Raw genomic sequence first — 14,673 nt, forward strand, 5'->3', positions numbered from 1 at the left:
GCGCGTCCGCGACACGCAACCTCATGCAGGAGGCGTGCCGTTGATCGCCAGCACGTGACCGGCCAGATACAGCGAGCCCGTGATCAGGATGCGCGGCGGCACCTCATAAGCGAGCTTCGACAGGGCCCGCAGCGCGGCCTCGACGTCGGGCGCGGGCTCCACGCGCATGCCGAGGCTGCGCGCGGCGTCGGCGAGGCGGTCGGCCGGCAACGCGTTCTCGGTGTCGGGGATCGGCACCGCGATGATGTGGCGGGTGAGGCCGGCGAAATTGGCAAGGAAGCCTTGCGCATCCTTGTTGGCCATCATGCCCGCAACGACGACCAGCGGCCGCGACACCCGCTCTTCGAGGTCGCCCAGCGCCGCGGCCGCGACACGCCCGCCTTCGGCATTGTGCCCGCCATCGAGCCAGATCTCCGAGCCCTGCGGACCCCAGGACAGCAGCTCGCCCGAGGTGATGCGCTGCATCCGCGCCGGCCATTCGGCACCCACGATGCCGGCCTCGAAGGCGGCCTGATTGATCTTGAAATCCGGAACCGCACGCAGTGTCGCGATCGCGAGCCCGGCATTGTCGAACTGATGGCGGCCGAACAGGCGCGGTGCCGGCAGATCCATCAGGCCACGATCGTCGGAATAGACCAGACGTCCGCGCTCGACATTGACGTGCCAGTTCTCGTTCGCGGCAAACAGCGGCGCACGCATGCGCCTCGCCTGCGCTTCGATCACCGCCATGGCGTCCGGCGATTGCTCCGCAGAGATCACGGGCACGCCGCGCTTGATGATCGCCGCCTTCTCGCCGGCAATCGATGTCAGGGTATCCCCGAGGAAATCCATGTGGTCCATGCTGACGGGGGTGATCACGCAGGCCGCAGGAGTATCGACCACATTGGTCGAGTCGAGCCGGCCGCCGAGGCCGACTTCGAGCAACACGACGTCAGCCGGATTCTGTGCAAACAGAAGGAACGCGGCTGCCGTCTTCAGCTCGAACAAGGTCGCGGCCTCGCCGGCATTGACGCGCTCGACCTCTTCCAGCGCCGCGCGCAATTCGTCGTCACCGACCAGCACGCCGCCGCCGGCGCGGCCGAGCCGGAAGCATTCGTTAATGCGGACGAGGTAGGGCGAGGTATAGGCGTGGACGCGCAAGCCCGCAGCCTCCAGCGTCGCGCGCAGATAAGCCAGCGTCGAGCCCTTGCCGTTGGTGCCGGCGATGTGGATCACCGGCGGCAGCTTGCGTTCGGGATGGCCGAGCCGCGCGAGCAGGCGGTGCATCCGCTCGAGGCCGAGATCGATGCGCTTCTGATGCAGGGCCGACAGCCGCCCGATCAATTCGCCGAGCGGCGTCTTCGTGCTGTCAGGGGACGCGTTCACGCGTGGGGCGCAGCCGGCGCCGTCTCAGCGGCCGATACGATCTGTGCCGGGCTCGTGACGGCCTGCGTCGGCTTCGATACGCCTTCCTGCGCCGGCGCCTTGGTCAGCAGGCGGCAGAGCCGCGCCAGCGTCGGGCGCAACTCATGACGATGCACGACCATGTCGACCATGCCGTGCTCCTTGAGATACTCGGCGCGCTGGAAGCCTTCAGGCAGCTTCTCGCGGATGGTCTGCTCGATCACGCGCGCGCCGGCAAAACCGATCAGCGCGCCGGGCTCGGCGATCTGCACGTCGCCCAGCATCGCGTAGGACGCCGTGACGCCGCCGGTGGTCGGATTGGTCAGCACCACGATGTAGGGCAGCTTGGCCTCGCGCAGCATCTGCACCGCGACCGTGGTCCGCGGCATCTGCATCAGCGACAGGATGCCTTCCTGCATGCGCGCGCCGCCGGAGGCGGCGAACACGATGAACGGAGACTTCTTCTCGACCGCGAGCTCGAGCCCGCGCACGATGGCTTCACCTGCGGCCATGCCGAGCGAACCGCCCATGAAGTCGAAATCCTGCACGGCGACGACGACGGCGGCGCCTTCGAGCTTGCCGTAGCCGACCTTGATCGCGTCATTGAGGTTGGTTCGCGCGCGGGCATCCTTGATGCGGTCGACGTATTTCTTCTCGTCGCGGAACTTGAGCGGATCGGGCGTCACGTCGGGCAGCGCCACGTCGTACCAGGTCTCGTTGTCGAAGATCGACTTCAAGCGCGCCACCGCGCCCATGCGCATGTGGTAGTTCGAGCCGGGGATGACGAACTGGTTGGCCTCGACGTCCTTGTAGAACACGAGCTGTCCGGAATCCGGGCACTTGATCCACAGATTCTCCGGCGTCTCCCGCCGCAGCATGTTGCGGATTTTCGGCCGGACCACATTGGTAAGCCAGTTCATGGTTTGCTCCGATGTGCGAGCCCCCGCTGGGGTTCGCCTGAAGGGATATATGGCCGCCGGACCTAGCCCCGGCAAGCCGTCGTCTCGGGCCTATTCGGCCGCCTGTTGCGCGCCCTTGACGCCCTGGGCCAGGGCTGCCGTCAACTCGGCGACGGCATTAACGGTCTTGGCCGTCGCGCGCCCTTCCGCATCGAGGCTGTTCTTGAGCGCATCCACCAGCGCGGTGCCGACCACCGAGCCATCGGCCTTCTCGGCAATGGCGCGTGCCGCCTCCGGCGTGCGGATGCCGAAACCGACGCATATCGGCAGCTTGGTGTGCCGCTTGATGCGCGCGACAGCGTCACCGACGACATTCGCGTCCGCCGCCGCTGCACCGGTGATGCCGGCGATCGAGACGTAATAGACAAAGCCAGACGTGTTCGCGAGCACCGCGGGCAGACGCTTGTCGTCGGTGGTCGGAGTCGCCAGCCGAATGAAGTTCAGGCCGGCCTTCAGCGCGGGAATGCAGAGCTCGTCGTCTTCCTCCGGCGGCAGATCGACGATGATGAGGCCGTCGACACCGACCGTCTTGGCATCGGCCAGGAACTTGTCGACGCCGTAAATGTAGATCGGATTGTAATAACCCATCAGCACCAGCGGCGTGACATTGTCGTCCTTGCGGAAGTCGCGCACCAATTCCAGCGTCTTCTTCAAGGTCATGCCGACCTTGAGCGCGCGCAGACCTGCAGCCTGAATCGAGGGACCATCCGCCATCGGATCGGTGAAGGGGATGCCGAGTTCGATGACGTCGGCGCCTGATTTCGAGAGCGCCTTGACGATCTCGAGCGACGTCGCCGGATCAGGGTCGCCGGCCATCACATAGGTGACGAAGGCCGCGCGGCCCTGCTTCTTCAGCTCGGCAAAACGGGTGTCGATACGCGTGGTCACTTCTTGCCCCTCAGGATGTCGCCGACCTGCGGGACGTCCTTGTCGCCGCGGCCGGAGAGATTGACGACCATCAGGTGGTCTTTCGGCCGCTTCGGTGCCAGCTCCATCACCTTGGCGATGGCGTGCGCGGGCTCGAGCGCGGGGATGATGCCCTCGAGCTTCGACAGCAGCTGGAACGCGGCGAGCGCCTCGTCATCGGTCGCCGAGAGATAGTTGACGCGGCCGACCTCGTGCAGCCAGGAATGCTCGGGCCCGATGCCGGGATAGTCGAGGCCAGCCGAGATCGAATGGGCGTCCTGGATCTGCCCGTCGGCGTCCATCAGGAGATAGGTGCGGTTGCCGTGGAGCACGCCGGGGCGGCCGCCCGCGATCGAGGCCGCGTGCAGTTGCGTCAGGCCGTGGCCTGCGGCCTCGACGCCAAAGATTTCCACGGAGGGATCGTCGAGGAACGGGTGGAACAGGCCCATCGCGTTGGAGCCGCCGCCGATGCAGGCAACCAGCGAATCCGGCAGGCGGCCCTCGATCTCCTGCATCTGCGCCTTGGTCTCGTTGCCGATGATCGACTGGAAGTCGCGCACCAGCATCGGATAGGGATGCGGGCCCGCCACCGTGCCGATGCAGTAGAAAGTATTGTGCACGTTGGTGACCCAATCGCGCAGCGCCTCGTTCATGGCGTCCTTCAGCGTGCGCGTGCCCGACTGCACCGGGACCACCGTCGCGCCCAGCATCTCCATGCGAATGACGTTGGGCTGCTGCCGCTCGACGTCGACCGCGCCCATATAGACCACGCATTCCAGGCCGAAGCGCGCACACAGCGTCGCGGTGGCGACACCGTGCTGGCCCGCGCCGGTCTCGGCGATGATGCGCTTCTTGCCCATGCGCCGCGCCAGCATGATCTGGCCGAGCACGTTGTTCACCTTGTGCGAGCCGGTGTGGTTCAGCTCTTCGCGCTTGAGGTAAATCTTTGCGCCGCCGAGATGCTCGGTCAGGCGTTCGGCGAAATACAGCGGCGAGGGCCGGCCGACATAGTTCTTGAGATAGCCGTTCATCTCGGCCTGGAACGCCGGATCGGCCTTGGCCGCTGTGTAGGCCTTCTCCAGGTCGAGGATCAGCGGCATCAGGGTTTCGGCGACGAAGCGTCCGCCGAAAATGCCGAAATGGCCGCGATCGTCGGGACCGCTGCGGTAGGAATTGGGTTTGGCGACGTTCATCGAACACTCAACTCTTGGCTGGCGCGCGCGGCGCGAATGAAGGCTTTGATCATCTCCGGGTCCTTCACGCCGGGAGCGCTCTCGACACCGGAGGAAACATCGACGCCGCCAGCGCGAGTGACGCGCAGGGCTTCGGCGACGTTCCCCGCATGCAGACCGCCCGAAACCATATACGGCAGCTTGAGCTCAAGGTTTCCGAGCAGGCGCCAGTCGAAGGGCATACCGAGGCCGCCGGGCCGCGTCGCGTCTTTCGGTGCTCGCGCGTCGAACAGGATGCGGTCGGCAACCGCCGTGTAGCCAGGCAGCACGGCAAGATCCGCAGCCACCTCGACCGGCACCACTTTCATCACGGGGCGGCCGAACCGCTGCTTGATGTCGCGCAGCCGCGCGACGCTTTCCTTGCCGTGGAGCTGGAAGATGTCCGGCGACAGCGCGTCCATGATGTTGTCGAACGTGGCATCGTCGGCATCGACGGTGAGCGCCACCTTGAGCGCGCGCCCCCTCACCTGGCGGCCGAGGTCGCGGCCGAGCTCCAGGGACAGGTGCCGCGGCGACGGCGGAAAGAACACGAACCCCACCATATCCGCACCCGCCTCAAGCGCCGTTTGAAGCGTCTCGGGCGTGGAAAGGCCGCAGATCTTGACGAGCAGGGACATGATCTCAATGCAAATGGAGGCCGCGGGTCCGCGGCCGGAAAACGGGGTTTTCGGTTGCGGCCGCTTCTACAACGTCGCGCGCTGCTTGTCTCGCCCGATGGGCCCGTAAAGCCCGACCCCGGAGGGAACGGGAAGGCGCTGGGGCTGTGGCCTTGCTGCAGCCGCCTGGGCCCGCAGATCGGCCAGTTCGCCCTTGGCGGCCCGGGCATCCGCCTCATGCCGGCGCGCGGAGCGCCGCCAGTGCCGCTGGCCGAACCAGACGGCGCAGCCGCCGGCGAAGACGCCGATAGCCGCCACCAGGATCAGCAGCAGGAACAGCGGCAAGGTGACCGACAAGGACGGGTCGTTCGCAATGAAGGGATCGAACGAGACCGTGACGAAATGCCGGTTGGCGACGGCGAAGGTCACCAGGATCAGGCCCAGCGGAATCACGATCAGCGCGGTCAGGAACTTTCGCATCTCGCTTTGCTCGCCTTGAATCAAGCTTGCGGCCGCATGCACGACCGCAAGACAAATCCCCATGCCAGCTCAGTCTGGGGCGCCCGGATCCGGATGATCGCGGTTCAGCCGCTCGCGCATTTCCTTGCCGGTCTTGAAGAACGGAACGCTCTTCTGATCGACGGGCACATGCGCGCCAGTCCGCGGATTGCGCCCTGCGCGTGCAGGGCGGTGCTTGACCGAGAAGGCACCGAAGCCGCGCAGCTCGACGCGGTCACCGCGTGCGAGGGCCGCTACGATCTCTTCGAGAATCGCATTCACAATGTTCTCGACATCCCGCTGGTACAGATGCGGGTTGTGCTCGGCGATACGCTGAACAAGTTCGGATTTGATCATCGAGAGATAGGACCCGGAAGCGTGCGGATGACCATTTCCGTGAAAATACCTTGATCTGTCAAGACGCTAAATGAAGGCTGAGCGTCGTGAAAATGCGTGACAAATGCCGAAAAAGCGGGCTGTCCCGATGCCCGTTAGACGAGAAAACCTTGGGAAGCTCGCCCGGCCCCTCAGTTTGAGGCGGCCGGTTGCCACAGAGCCAGCATTCCATCCATTCCAAACCGATCGACCGCCTGCGCGACGCCGGTTTGCCCGATTTGATGCGCAATCGAGCCTAAACCAAGCGCTTCCAGCGTGACGGCGGCCGCCGTCTTGAGGAACGGCAGATCGCCAAAGCGCGGCTCGAGCTTGTAGTTGCGTACCGGCAGACCCTTCTTGACGCTCTTGTTCTCGACGAGCCAGGTCACCGCCGTCTTCTCGTCGCCGATCTGGTCGATCAGCTTGAGATCGATCGCCTGGCGTCCGGTGAAGACGCGGCCGTCGGCCACTTTCTCGAGCTGCGTGTCATCCATGCCACGCCGTTCCTTCACCAGTCCCCTGAACCAGGCGTAGGAATCCTTCACCAGCGCGTCGAGGGCGGCGCGCGCCTCGGGACTGGTCGGCTCGAAACCATTGGGTGCGGCCTTCAGAGGCGACGACTTCACCTCCTCGACCTTGACGCCGATCGTCTTCAAGAGCTCGGAGACGTTGGGATATTGGAACAGCACGCCGATCGAACCGACCAGCGAGCTCTGCTGGGCGATGATGTGATCGCTGGCGATCGCCGTGATGTAGCCGCCGGAGGCCGCCAGGCCCTCGACCACAACCACCAGCGGCTTCTTCGCCTTCAGCCGGACCAGCGAATCGTAGAGCTGCTCGGAGCCGGCGGTGGTGCCGCCCGGCGAATTGATGTGAACGATGACGGCGGCGGCCTGCGAATTCTCGAGCCGCTCCAGCGCCTGCGTGCGATCGGAATCGCTGCGGATCAATCCCTCGATCTGGACCCGCGCGATCGAGCCGGCGGATGCGAAGGACCTCCGTGCGCCCGGTGTCGCAATCAACGCGACGCTTGCGATCGCCGCGATCGCGATCAGCGCGGCCATGACGCGCCAGAACGTCAGCTTGCGACGGATCCGCCGACGGTCGACGATGATGTCCGAATCGAGCGACATCGGAATATCTCCAAATGAAAGACTGGACGCGTTGTGCCGTCACGAGATGACCGACGGCTTATCTCGATACATCAATTGCGGCGCAATTTGAAGAAAACAAGGCTGTGAGTGGTAGCTGCGTAGCCCGGATGGAGCGCAAGCGTAATCCGGGGCCGTCACCGCGCCGAAGGACCTTCCCGGATTGCGCTTCGCTCCATCCGGGCTACGGGCAACAAGGCCAACAAAAAAGCCCCGGCTTGCGCCGGGGCTTCGATGTCAGCGAAAGCTGCGTTTCGCTTACTTGCTGTCGCGGTTCTTGAGCGCGGTGCCCAGGATGTCGCCGAGCGTCGCACCCGAATCGGAGGAGCCGTACTGCGCGATGGCTTCCTTCTCTTCGGCGACTTCGAGCGCCTTGATCGACACCTGGACCTTGCGGGCCTTCTTGTCGAACTGGATCACGCGGGCATCGACCTTCTCGCCGACGGCGAAGCGTTCGGCGCGCTGATCGTTGCGGTCACGGGCAAGCTCGGAGCGCTTGATGAAGGTCGAGAAGTCGGTCCCGGTGATCTTCACCTCGATACCGCTTTCCTTCACTTCGAGCACTTCGCAGGTCACGACCGCGCCCTTCTTGACATCGCCCGGCTCGGCGAAGGGGTCGCCTTCGAGCTGCTTGATGCCGAGCGAGATGCGCTCCTTCTCGACGTCCACATCGAGCACCACGGCCTTCACCATGTCGCCCTTCTTGTAGTTGTCGATCACCTGCTCGCCCGGAAGCTTCCAGTCGAGGTCGGAGAGATGGACCATGCCGTCGACGTCGCCCTCGAGGCCCAGGAACAGACCGAACTCGGTCTTGTTCTTGACTTCGCCCTCGACCACCGAACCGGTCGGGTGACCTTCGACGAAGACCTCCCACGGATTGCGCATGGTCTGCTTGAGGCCGAGCGAGATGCGGCGCTTGACGGAATCGACTTCCAGCACCTGCACTTCGACTTCCTGCGAGGTCGAAACGATCTTGCCGGGGTGCATGTTCTTCTTGGTCCACGACATCTCGGAGACGTGGATCAGGCCTTCGATGCCCGGCTCGAGCTCGACGAACGCACCGTAGTCGGTGATGTTGGTGACGCGGCCGGTGAAGCGAGCCTGCAGCGGGTACTTCGCCTCGATGCCCTGCCACGGATCGTCCAGCAGCTGCTTCATGCCCAGCGAGATGCGGTGCGTCTCGTGGTTGATCTTGATGATCTTGACCTTCACGGTCTGGCCGATCGAGAGCACCTCGGTCGGGTGGTTGACGCGGCGCCACGCGATGTCGGTGACGTGCAGCAGGCCGTCGATGCCGCCGAGGTCAACGAACGCACCGTAATCGGTGATGTTCTTGACCACGCCGTCGATGACCTGACCCTCTTCGAGGTTCTGCACCAGCTCCTGGCGCTGCTCGGCGCGGGTCTCTTCGAGAACCGTGCGGCGGGACACCACGATGTTGCCGCGGCGGCGGTCCATCTTGAGGATCTGGAACGGCTGCGAGTTGTTCATCAGCGGCGCAACGTCGCGGATCGGACGGATGTCGACCTGCGAGCGCGGCAGGAAGGCCACGGCACCGTCGAGGTCGACGGTGAAGCCGCCCTTGACCTGGTTGAAGATGACGCCGTTGACCTTCTCGTTGTTCTGGAACGCCTTCTCGAGCTTGCCCCAGCTCTCTTCGCGGCGCGCCTTGTCGCGCGACAGCACGGCTTCGCCGAGGGCGTTCTCGATGCGGTCGAGGAACACTTCAACCTCGTCGCCGACCTTCAGTTCACTGTCACGGCCGGGGCCGGAAAATTCGCGCAGGGCGACGCGGCCCTCGGTCTTCAGGCCGACGTCGATGACGGCCATGTCCTTTTCAATTGCAACCACCTTGCCCTTGACGACGGAGCTTTCCTGCAGGTTGCCGCCTGCGAAGGACTCGTCGAGCATCGCGGCGAAATCGTCGCGCGACGGGCTATAGGTATCAGCAGAAGTCGAAGCCATTTGTTCTCCAGTTGCGGATGTCGTGCCGGCCGTTGGGTTCATGGGCGCATCGCACGCGCAGTGTCGGAAGGTCCGCAGAACCTTCGAGCGACCGCTCGCTGCCCCGGCTTGACACCGGAACGGCGGAAGCGGGCCGGCTGAGGCCCGCGCGTTCGATACGTGGAAATCTTGTGTCCGGAGCCTGGATCGCGCTGGTCCCGAAACAGGGACCTGACGTATCGACCTCAAAGAGCGGGAGCGGGCACTTCCTCCAATGACGGCGGCGGCTTAACCCCGCGACCGGCCCGCTCGGACAGCCTCGATAATGTCGATGGCGGCCCGGACGCCGCCCTCTATATCCAGTTGGGAGTTATCTAGCAAGTAAGCATCCGGGGCAGGCTTTAAAGGCGCGATCGGCCGGTTCTTGTCGCGTTCGTCGCGCTGGATGATATCGGCGAGCACGGCGGCTTCGTCCGCCTCCTCGCCCCTCGCCTTGGCTTCCATGGTCCGGCGGCGGGCGCGGACCTTGGGGTCGGCGACGACGAAGATCTTCACGTCGGCATCGGGGCAGATCACGGTTCCAATGTCCCGGCCATCAAGCACGGCGCCGGGCGGATCGGCGGCGAATTGGCGCTGGAAATTGACCAGGACCTCGCGAACCCTGGGGATCGCCGAGACGATCGAGGCGCCCTCGCCGGCCTTCTGGGTCTTCAGGGCGGGATTGCCGAACTTTTCGGGATCGAGCTCCAGGGCGGCCTGCACCGCGGCCGCCTCGTCCCGGAGATCATGACCTGATTGCATCAGGGCATAGGCCACCGCGCGGTAGATCACGCCGGTATCGAGATGACGATAGCCGTAATGGTGCGCAAGACGCTTGCCGAGCGTCCCCTTGCCCGAGGCCGCGGGCCCGTCGATGGCGATGATCATGAAAACTCGGCCCCTAAAGAACGTATCATCGGAATGAAGTCCGGGAAACTCGTGGCGATGAAGGCTGTGTCGTCGACGGTCACGGGCTGATCGGAGGCGCAGCCCATCACCAGCGCCGACATCGCGATGCGATGGTCCATGTGGGTGGCGACGGTGCCGCCGCCGGGAACGTGGCCGCGCCCCTCGACGATGAGATCGTCGCCGGAAATGGTGACCTTCACGCCGTTGACGCGCAGCATGGCGGCGGTGGCCTCCAGCCGGTCGGATTCCTTGACGCGCAGCTCCTGGAGGCCGCGCATGATCGTCGTGCCTTCGGCGAAGGATGCCGCCACGGCCAGCACCAGATATTCGTCGATCATCGATGGAGCGCGTTCGGGCGGCACCTCGACCCCGCGCAGTTTCGAGGCGCGCACGCGCAATTGCGCCATCGGCTCGCCGGCGTCACATCGGACCTCGCTTTCCTCGATCGAGGCGCCCATTTCGCGCAGCGTCGTGAGAAGACCGGTGCGCAGCGGGTTGGTCATGACATCGGACAGGACGACATCCGAGCCCTCGACGATCAGCGCTGCGACGACCGGGAAGGCCGCCGAGGACGGATCGGCGGGCACCACGACGGTGGCGCCATGCAGTTCGGGCTGGCCCTTGAGCGTGATGCGGCGGCCGTGCTGGCCTTCCTGCGCCGAGGTGATGTCGGCGCCAAAATGCTTGAGCATCAGCTCGGTGTGGTCGCGGCTGGCCTCGCTCTCGATCACGGTCGTGGTGCCCGGTGCGGCGAGGCCGGCCAGCAGCACCGCCGACTTGATCTGGGCCGAGGCGACCGGGGTCGTGTAGGTGATCGGCAGCGGATCGCGCGCGCCCTGAAGGGTCAGGGGCAGACGACCACCCTCGCCACCGGAGATGACCTTCGCGCCCATCTTTTCCAAGGGATCGAGGATCCGGCGCATGGGGCGGCTGCGCAGCGAGGCATCGCCGTCGAAAACTGCCGAGATCGGGCAGCCGGCGACGGCGCCCATGACCAGCCGGCAACCGGTGCCGGAGTTGCCGAAATCCAGGGGGGCCTTGGGCGTGGCGAAGCCCGCGACGCCCACGCCGTTGACCTTCCAGGCAAAATCCCCGGTGCGCTCGACCCTGGCGCCCAGCGCCTGCATCGATTTGGCAGTGTTGAGGACGTCCTCACCCTCGAGCAGGCCCGAAATCCTGGTCTCGCCGACCGCGAGCGCGCCCAGGATCAGCGCGCGGTGGGAGATCGACTTGTCGCCGGGCACCCGTACTTTCCCGGTCAGGGGACCGCTGGCGCGAGACTGAAGCGGCCTCGGTTGGTCGGAATGAGTCAAGATTGTGTCCTTGGATGAGCCCTGAGGGGACTGCGGCGCAGGTACCACATGGTCCGCGCCCCGTCACGGGCATGTCGTTCTCCCGTAATGCGCTATTGACAGCGGGCCGCCAACTAGCCAAGTGAAACACCGCTTTTCAGACATTCCCAGGATTCCTGCCGTGGCCAAGTCCGAACTCGGAACCAAACGTATTTGCCCGACCACGGGCAAGAAGTTCTATGACCTCAACAAGAATCCGGTGATCTCGCCCTATACCGGCGAAGTCGTGCCGATCGCCCCGGTGGCGCCGGCGCGTATGCCCCGTGGCGCCGAAGCCCGACACGCGGCGACGGCGGATGCTACGCCCGAGCCCGCAGAGGTCGAAGAGGTCTCGCTCGAGGAGGCTGATGCCGAGGAGAACACCGGCAAGGTCAAGGCCGTGGTGCCCGAATCCGAGGACGATATCGAGGTCGACGAGACCCTCGACGACGACGATGACGATGATTCGACCTTTATTGCCGACGAAGAAGAGGGCGATGAGGACGTAACCGACATCATTGGTGATGTCGGAGGTGATGAAGAGACTTGAGATCAGTCCTGATCTGTGAAAAAGGGTGCACCGCGCGAGTCGCCAGGACTCGCCGGTTGGGGTGATCCACCAGATTTCACCCCGTTAAGGACTAAGGGGCCATAGCTCAGCTGGGAGAGCGCTTGCATGGCATGCAAGAGGTCGGCGGTTCGATCCCGCCTGGCTCCACCAGCCCTTCGCTCGCTTCGAAGGGCAAAGCCGGCTCTGGCGAAACGCTACTCCCCGATCACCGCATTCAGCCGATCCCTGAGCGCCACGATCTCGTCCTTCATCGCCACCAGCTCCGACACCGAGCAATCCGACGCCGCCAGGATCGATTGCGGCACGGCACGCGCCTTCTCCTTCAGGGCATGGCCTTGCGCCGTCAGCGCGATCAGGACCTGGCGCTCGTCCTCGCTGGAGCGGGTGCGCTTCACGAGATGCGCCGCTTCCAGCCGTTTCAGCAGCGGGGTCAGCGTGCCCGAATCCAAGAACAGCCGCTCGCCGATGTCCTTGACCGGCACGTCGTCGCGCTCCCACAGCACAAGCATCACAAGATATTGCGGATAGGTCAGGCCGAGCCGGTCCAGCAGCGGCTTGTAGACGCGGTTGAAGGCGTGCGCGGCCGAATAGACCGCGAAGCAGATCTGGTTGTCGAGCCGCAGCGGCGCGTCCGCTGCCGATGATTTTCGGGGCATGGGAATCTCTTTGGGACTTGTCTCATTCTGGCGCCGCGCGCCGGCACATTCAATTGCGAACAATTAAATGTGAGACGGCGAAATTTCAATTGCGCACAATCTAATTGTCTGCGATATAGATCACACCCCCACCCCAAGACACCAGGAAGACGACAATGTCCGTGAACGTCCTCTACAAGACCAGCGCCAAGGCCACCGGCGGCCGCGACGGCCATGCTGCAACCCTCGACGGCGCGCTCGACGTCAAACTCACCACGCCGAAGGAGCTCGGCGGCGGCGGCGGCGCCGGCAACAATCCCGAGCAGCTGTTTGCGGCCGGCTATGCCGCCTGCTTCATCGGCGCGATGAAGTTCGTGGCCTCGCAGGGCGGCCCGAAGGTTCCCGCCGACGCCTCCGTCACCTCGACCGTCGGTATCGGCCCGCGCTCCGAGGGCGGCTTCGGCCTCGATATCGACCTCGCGGTCTCGCTGCCGGGCCTCGCCCGCGCGGAGGCCGAAGCGCTGGTCGAAAAGGCCCACCAGGTGTGCCCCTATTCCAACGCCACGCGCGGCAATGTCGACGTTCGCCTGACGGTCGTCTGATCGGAACGGCGGATTGGCCGGCCCGAGATCCCCCTCGGGCCGGCCACTTGCGTTGATTTGCCACGCCGCGGGACTGACGCTCGGCGGCGCATACGGCCCTACGCGAGGGCCCATTGCTGGCGCAAACAAACCTCGCTAGGCCTGTGACCAAAGGTCGACACAGGGGAAGCGAAGGCAATGAGTTCTGAAGCCGCCACAGGTGCCATGAGCGGACTGCGCGTCATCGATCTCACGCGCGTGCTCGGCGGTCCCTATTGCACCCAGATCCTCGCCGACCATGGCGCCGACGTGATCAAGGTCGAGCCGCCCGCCGGCGACGAGGTGCGCGAATGGGGCCCTCCTTTCCACGAGGAGGACGCGGCTTATTTCGTCGGCATCAACCGCAACAAGCGCTCGATCGGCCTCGACCTCGCCTCCGAGGGCGGCCGCATCGTGCTGCTCAAGATGCTGGAGACGGCCGACGTCCTGATCGAGAATTTCAAGCCGGGCACGCTGGAGAAATGGGGCATCGGCAACGACGTCCTCAGTAGGAAATTCCCGCGTCTCGTGCATTGCCGGATCTGCGGCTTCGGCGCCGACGGTCCGCGCGGCGGCAATCCCGGCTATGACGCCATCATCCAGGCCATGACCGGCATGATCGCTGCGACCGGCTCGCCCGAGAGCGGGCCGATGCGGATCGGCGTGCCCTTGGTCGACATCACCACCGGCCTTTATGCGGCGATCGGCATCCTGATGGCGCTGTCGGAGCGGCAGCGTTCGGGCCAGGGCCAATTCCTCGAGACCACGCTGTACGAGACCGGCCTTGCCATCATGCATCCGCACACCGCGAATTATTTCATGCATGGCAAGCCGCCCTCGCTCACCGGCAACGAGCACCCGAACCTCGTGCCTTACGCGATCTTCCCGACGAAAACCGACAACATCTTCATCGGCGTCGGCAATGACGGCACCTTCCGCAAGCTCGCCAAGGAGATCGGCAAGCCCGAGCTGGGCACCGATCCGCGCTTTGCCCGCAACAAGGACCGCATCGCCAACCGCGAGGCGCTGCGCGCCGAGCTTGCTGCCGTGTTCCGCCAGCACGAGGCCGAGCCGCTGTGCAATCGCCTGCTCGCCGCGGGCCTGCCCGCGGGGCCCGTGCAGAAGATCGACCAGGCTCTGACCAATCCGCACACGATCGCGCGCGGCGATATCATCGAGAAGGACTGGTACAAGGGCGTCGCCTCCCCGATCCGGCTCGACCGCAGCAAGCCGAGCCTGCGCCGGCTGCCGCCGAAATTCAGCCAGCACGCAGCCGAGGTGCTGGGCGAGTTCGGCTACTCCAGGGCGGAGATCGACGCGATGGTCGAAAAGGGCACGGTCTGCGGCCCCGAGCGCAAGCGGTAGAGGCCACCTCCGTCCAACGAATGATGCCGCACTGCGGCGCGGGCACGATAGTGCACCGCGAACGGAGGAGGCTGGCTGTGGCGTCTTCGCCTATTTGACGACTTCCCATTTAGCAGCGCTTGCTGCTTTCGTTTCTCCCGCTTACACAGTCATGTGAAC

Annotated in this window: 15 protein-coding genes and 1 tRNA gene; 4 read left to right on the forward strand and 12 right to left on the reverse strand. The window is 65.0% G+C overall.

The features are described 5' to 3' along the window. Window positions 1–21: 21 nt before the first annotated feature. The 11 genes from ML401_RS00435 to aroA form a co-directional block, all read right to left on the reverse strand. Window positions 22–1,365, reverse strand: coding sequence for a folylpolyglutamate synthase/dihydrofolate synthase family protein (locus ML401_RS00435; protein WP_285808960.1), 1,344 nt, complete (start codon window positions 1,363–1,365; stop codon window positions 22–24). Beyond that, complete coding sequence (gene accD / locus ML401_RS00440) at window positions 1,362–2,303, reverse strand: acetyl-CoA carboxylase, carboxyltransferase subunit beta (RefSeq protein ID WP_194405174.1); 942 nt, start codon at window positions 2,301–2,303, stop codon at window positions 1,362–1,364. Before accD ends, ML401_RS00435 begins: the two co-directional genes overlap by 4 nt. A 90-nt stretch (window positions 2,304–2,393) precedes the next feature. Then, complete coding sequence (trpA, locus tag ML401_RS00445; RefSeq protein ID WP_285808961.1) at window positions 2,394–3,230, reverse strand: tryptophan synthase subunit alpha; 837 nt, start codon at window positions 3,228–3,230, stop codon at window positions 2,394–2,396. After that, the gene (gene trpB, locus ML401_RS00450; RefSeq protein ID WP_211415276.1) at window positions 3,227–4,441 is read right to left on the reverse strand and encodes a tryptophan synthase subunit beta; all 1,215 of its coding nucleotides are present in this window, start codon (window positions 4,439–4,441) and stop codon (window positions 3,227–3,229) included. The genes trpA and trpB overlap by 4 nt, the downstream gene beginning before the upstream one ends. Next, window positions 4,438–5,097: a phosphoribosylanthranilate isomerase gene (locus ML401_RS00455; RefSeq protein WP_285808963.1), complete on the reverse strand. Its 660-nt coding sequence runs from the start codon at window positions 5,095–5,097 to the stop codon at window positions 4,438–4,440. Before ML401_RS00455 ends, trpB begins: the two co-directional genes overlap by 4 nt. Window positions 5,098–5,163: 66 nt before the next feature. Further along, window positions 5,164–5,556 (reverse strand): lipopolysaccharide assembly protein LapA domain-containing protein, encoded by a 393-nt coding sequence (locus tag ML401_RS00460; protein WP_211415273.1) that lies wholly within the window; start codon window positions 5,554–5,556, stop codon window positions 5,164–5,166. A gap of 69 nt (window positions 5,557–5,625) precedes the next feature. Continuing rightward, complete coding sequence (locus ML401_RS00465) at window positions 5,626–5,931, reverse strand: integration host factor subunit beta (RefSeq protein ID WP_007598410.1); 306 nt, start codon at window positions 5,929–5,931, stop codon at window positions 5,626–5,628. 170 nt (window positions 5,932–6,101) lie between these two features. Then, entirely contained in the window at window positions 6,102–7,082 is a 981-nt protein-coding gene (sppA, locus tag ML401_RS00470; RefSeq protein ID WP_285808984.1) for a signal peptide peptidase SppA, read from the reverse strand. Between the two features lie 276 nt (window positions 7,083–7,358). Next, on the reverse strand, window positions 7,359–9,065 hold the full coding sequence (gene rpsA, locus ML401_RS00475; protein ID WP_194405180.1) for a 30S ribosomal protein S1: 1,707 nt from the start codon (window positions 9,063–9,065) through the stop codon (window positions 7,359–7,361). Window positions 9,066–9,332: 267 nt separating this feature from the next. After that, window positions 9,333–9,971, reverse strand: a complete 639-nt coding sequence (gene cmk, locus ML401_RS00480) for a (d)CMP kinase (RefSeq protein ID WP_211415271.1) — start codon at window positions 9,969–9,971, stop codon at window positions 9,333–9,335. Then, window positions 9,968–11,305, reverse strand: coding sequence for a 3-phosphoshikimate 1-carboxyvinyltransferase (gene aroA, locus ML401_RS00485; protein WP_285808987.1), 1,338 nt, complete (start codon window positions 11,303–11,305; stop codon window positions 9,968–9,970). Before aroA ends, cmk begins: the two co-directional genes overlap by 4 nt. Window positions 11,306–11,465: 160 nt before the next feature. On the opposite strand from aroA, the gene ML401_RS00490 reads away from it, so the two are divergent. Together ML401_RS00490 and ML401_RS00495 are read left to right on the forward strand one after the other, a co-directional pair. Beyond that, on the forward strand, window positions 11,466–11,873 hold the full coding sequence (locus tag ML401_RS00490; protein WP_126256965.1) for a TIGR02300 family protein: 408 nt from the start codon (window positions 11,466–11,468) through the stop codon (window positions 11,871–11,873). A gap of 95 nt (window positions 11,874–11,968) precedes the next feature. Next, window positions 11,969–12,044, forward strand: a tRNA-Ala gene (locus ML401_RS00495). Between the two features lie 44 nt (window positions 12,045–12,088). Here ML401_RS00495 and ML401_RS00500 read toward each other — a convergent pair. Then, window positions 12,089–12,550, reverse strand: a complete 462-nt coding sequence (locus ML401_RS00500; RefSeq protein WP_194405183.1) for a MarR family winged helix-turn-helix transcriptional regulator — start codon at window positions 12,548–12,550, stop codon at window positions 12,089–12,091. A 155-nt stretch (window positions 12,551–12,705) separates the two neighbouring features. Between ML401_RS00500 and ML401_RS00505 the strand changes: the two genes are divergently transcribed. Continuing rightward, window positions 12,706–13,131: an organic hydroperoxide resistance protein gene (locus ML401_RS00505; protein ID WP_061023501.1), complete on the forward strand. Its 426-nt coding sequence runs from the start codon at window positions 12,706–12,708 to the stop codon at window positions 13,129–13,131. Between the two features lie 177 nt (window positions 13,132–13,308). Continuing rightward, the gene (locus tag ML401_RS00510; protein WP_249131356.1) at window positions 13,309–14,514 is read left to right on the forward strand and encodes a CaiB/BaiF CoA-transferase family protein; all 1,206 of its coding nucleotides are present in this window, start codon (window positions 13,309–13,311) and stop codon (window positions 14,512–14,514) included. Window positions 14,515–14,673: the final 159 nt, after the last annotated feature.

The sequence above is a fragment of the Bradyrhizobium sp. 62B genome, assembly GCF_030272265.2.
Lineage (GTDB): Bacteria > Pseudomonadota > Alphaproteobacteria > Rhizobiales > Xanthobacteraceae > Bradyrhizobium.

Excerpts from the sequence above, each read along its gene's own strand:
- ML401_RS00500 (WP_194405183.1), bottom strand. The coding sequence starts at position 12,550 with ATGCCCCGAAAATCATCGGCAGCGGACGCGCCGCTGCGGCTCGACAAC.
- accD (WP_194405174.1), bottom strand. The coding sequence starts at position 2,303 with ATGAACTGGCTTACCAATGTGGTCCGGCCGAAAATCCGCAACATGCTG.
- ML401_RS00465 (WP_007598410.1), bottom strand. The coding sequence starts at position 5,931 with ATGATCAAATCCGAACTTGTTCAGCGTATCGCCGAGCACAACCCGCAT.
- rpsA (WP_194405180.1), bottom strand. The coding sequence starts at position 9,065 with ATGGCTTCGACTTCTGCTGATACCTATAGCCCGTCGCGCGACGATTTC.
- ML401_RS00455 (WP_285808963.1), bottom strand. The coding sequence starts at position 5,097 with ATGTCCCTGCTCGTCAAGATCTGCGGCCTTTCCACGCCCGAGACGCTT.
- trpB (WP_211415276.1), bottom strand. The coding sequence starts at position 4,441 with ATGAACGTCGCCAAACCCAATTCCTACCGCAGCGGTCCCGACGATCGC.
- cmk (WP_211415271.1), bottom strand. The coding sequence starts at position 9,971 with ATGATCATCGCCATCGACGGGCCCGCGGCCTCGGGCAAGGGGACGCTC.
- ML401_RS00505 (WP_061023501.1), top strand. The coding sequence starts at position 12,706 with ATGTCCGTGAACGTCCTCTACAAGACCAGCGCCAAGGCCACCGGCGGC.
- ML401_RS00460 (WP_211415273.1), bottom strand. The coding sequence starts at position 5,556 with ATGCGAAAGTTCCTGACCGCGCTGATCGTGATTCCGCTGGGCCTGATC.
- ML401_RS00510 (WP_249131356.1), top strand. The coding sequence starts at position 13,309 with ATGAGTTCTGAAGCCGCCACAGGTGCCATGAGCGGACTGCGCGTCATC.
- sppA (WP_285808984.1), bottom strand. The coding sequence starts at position 7,082 with ATGTCGCTCGATTCGGACATCATCGTCGACCGTCGGCGGATCCGTCGC.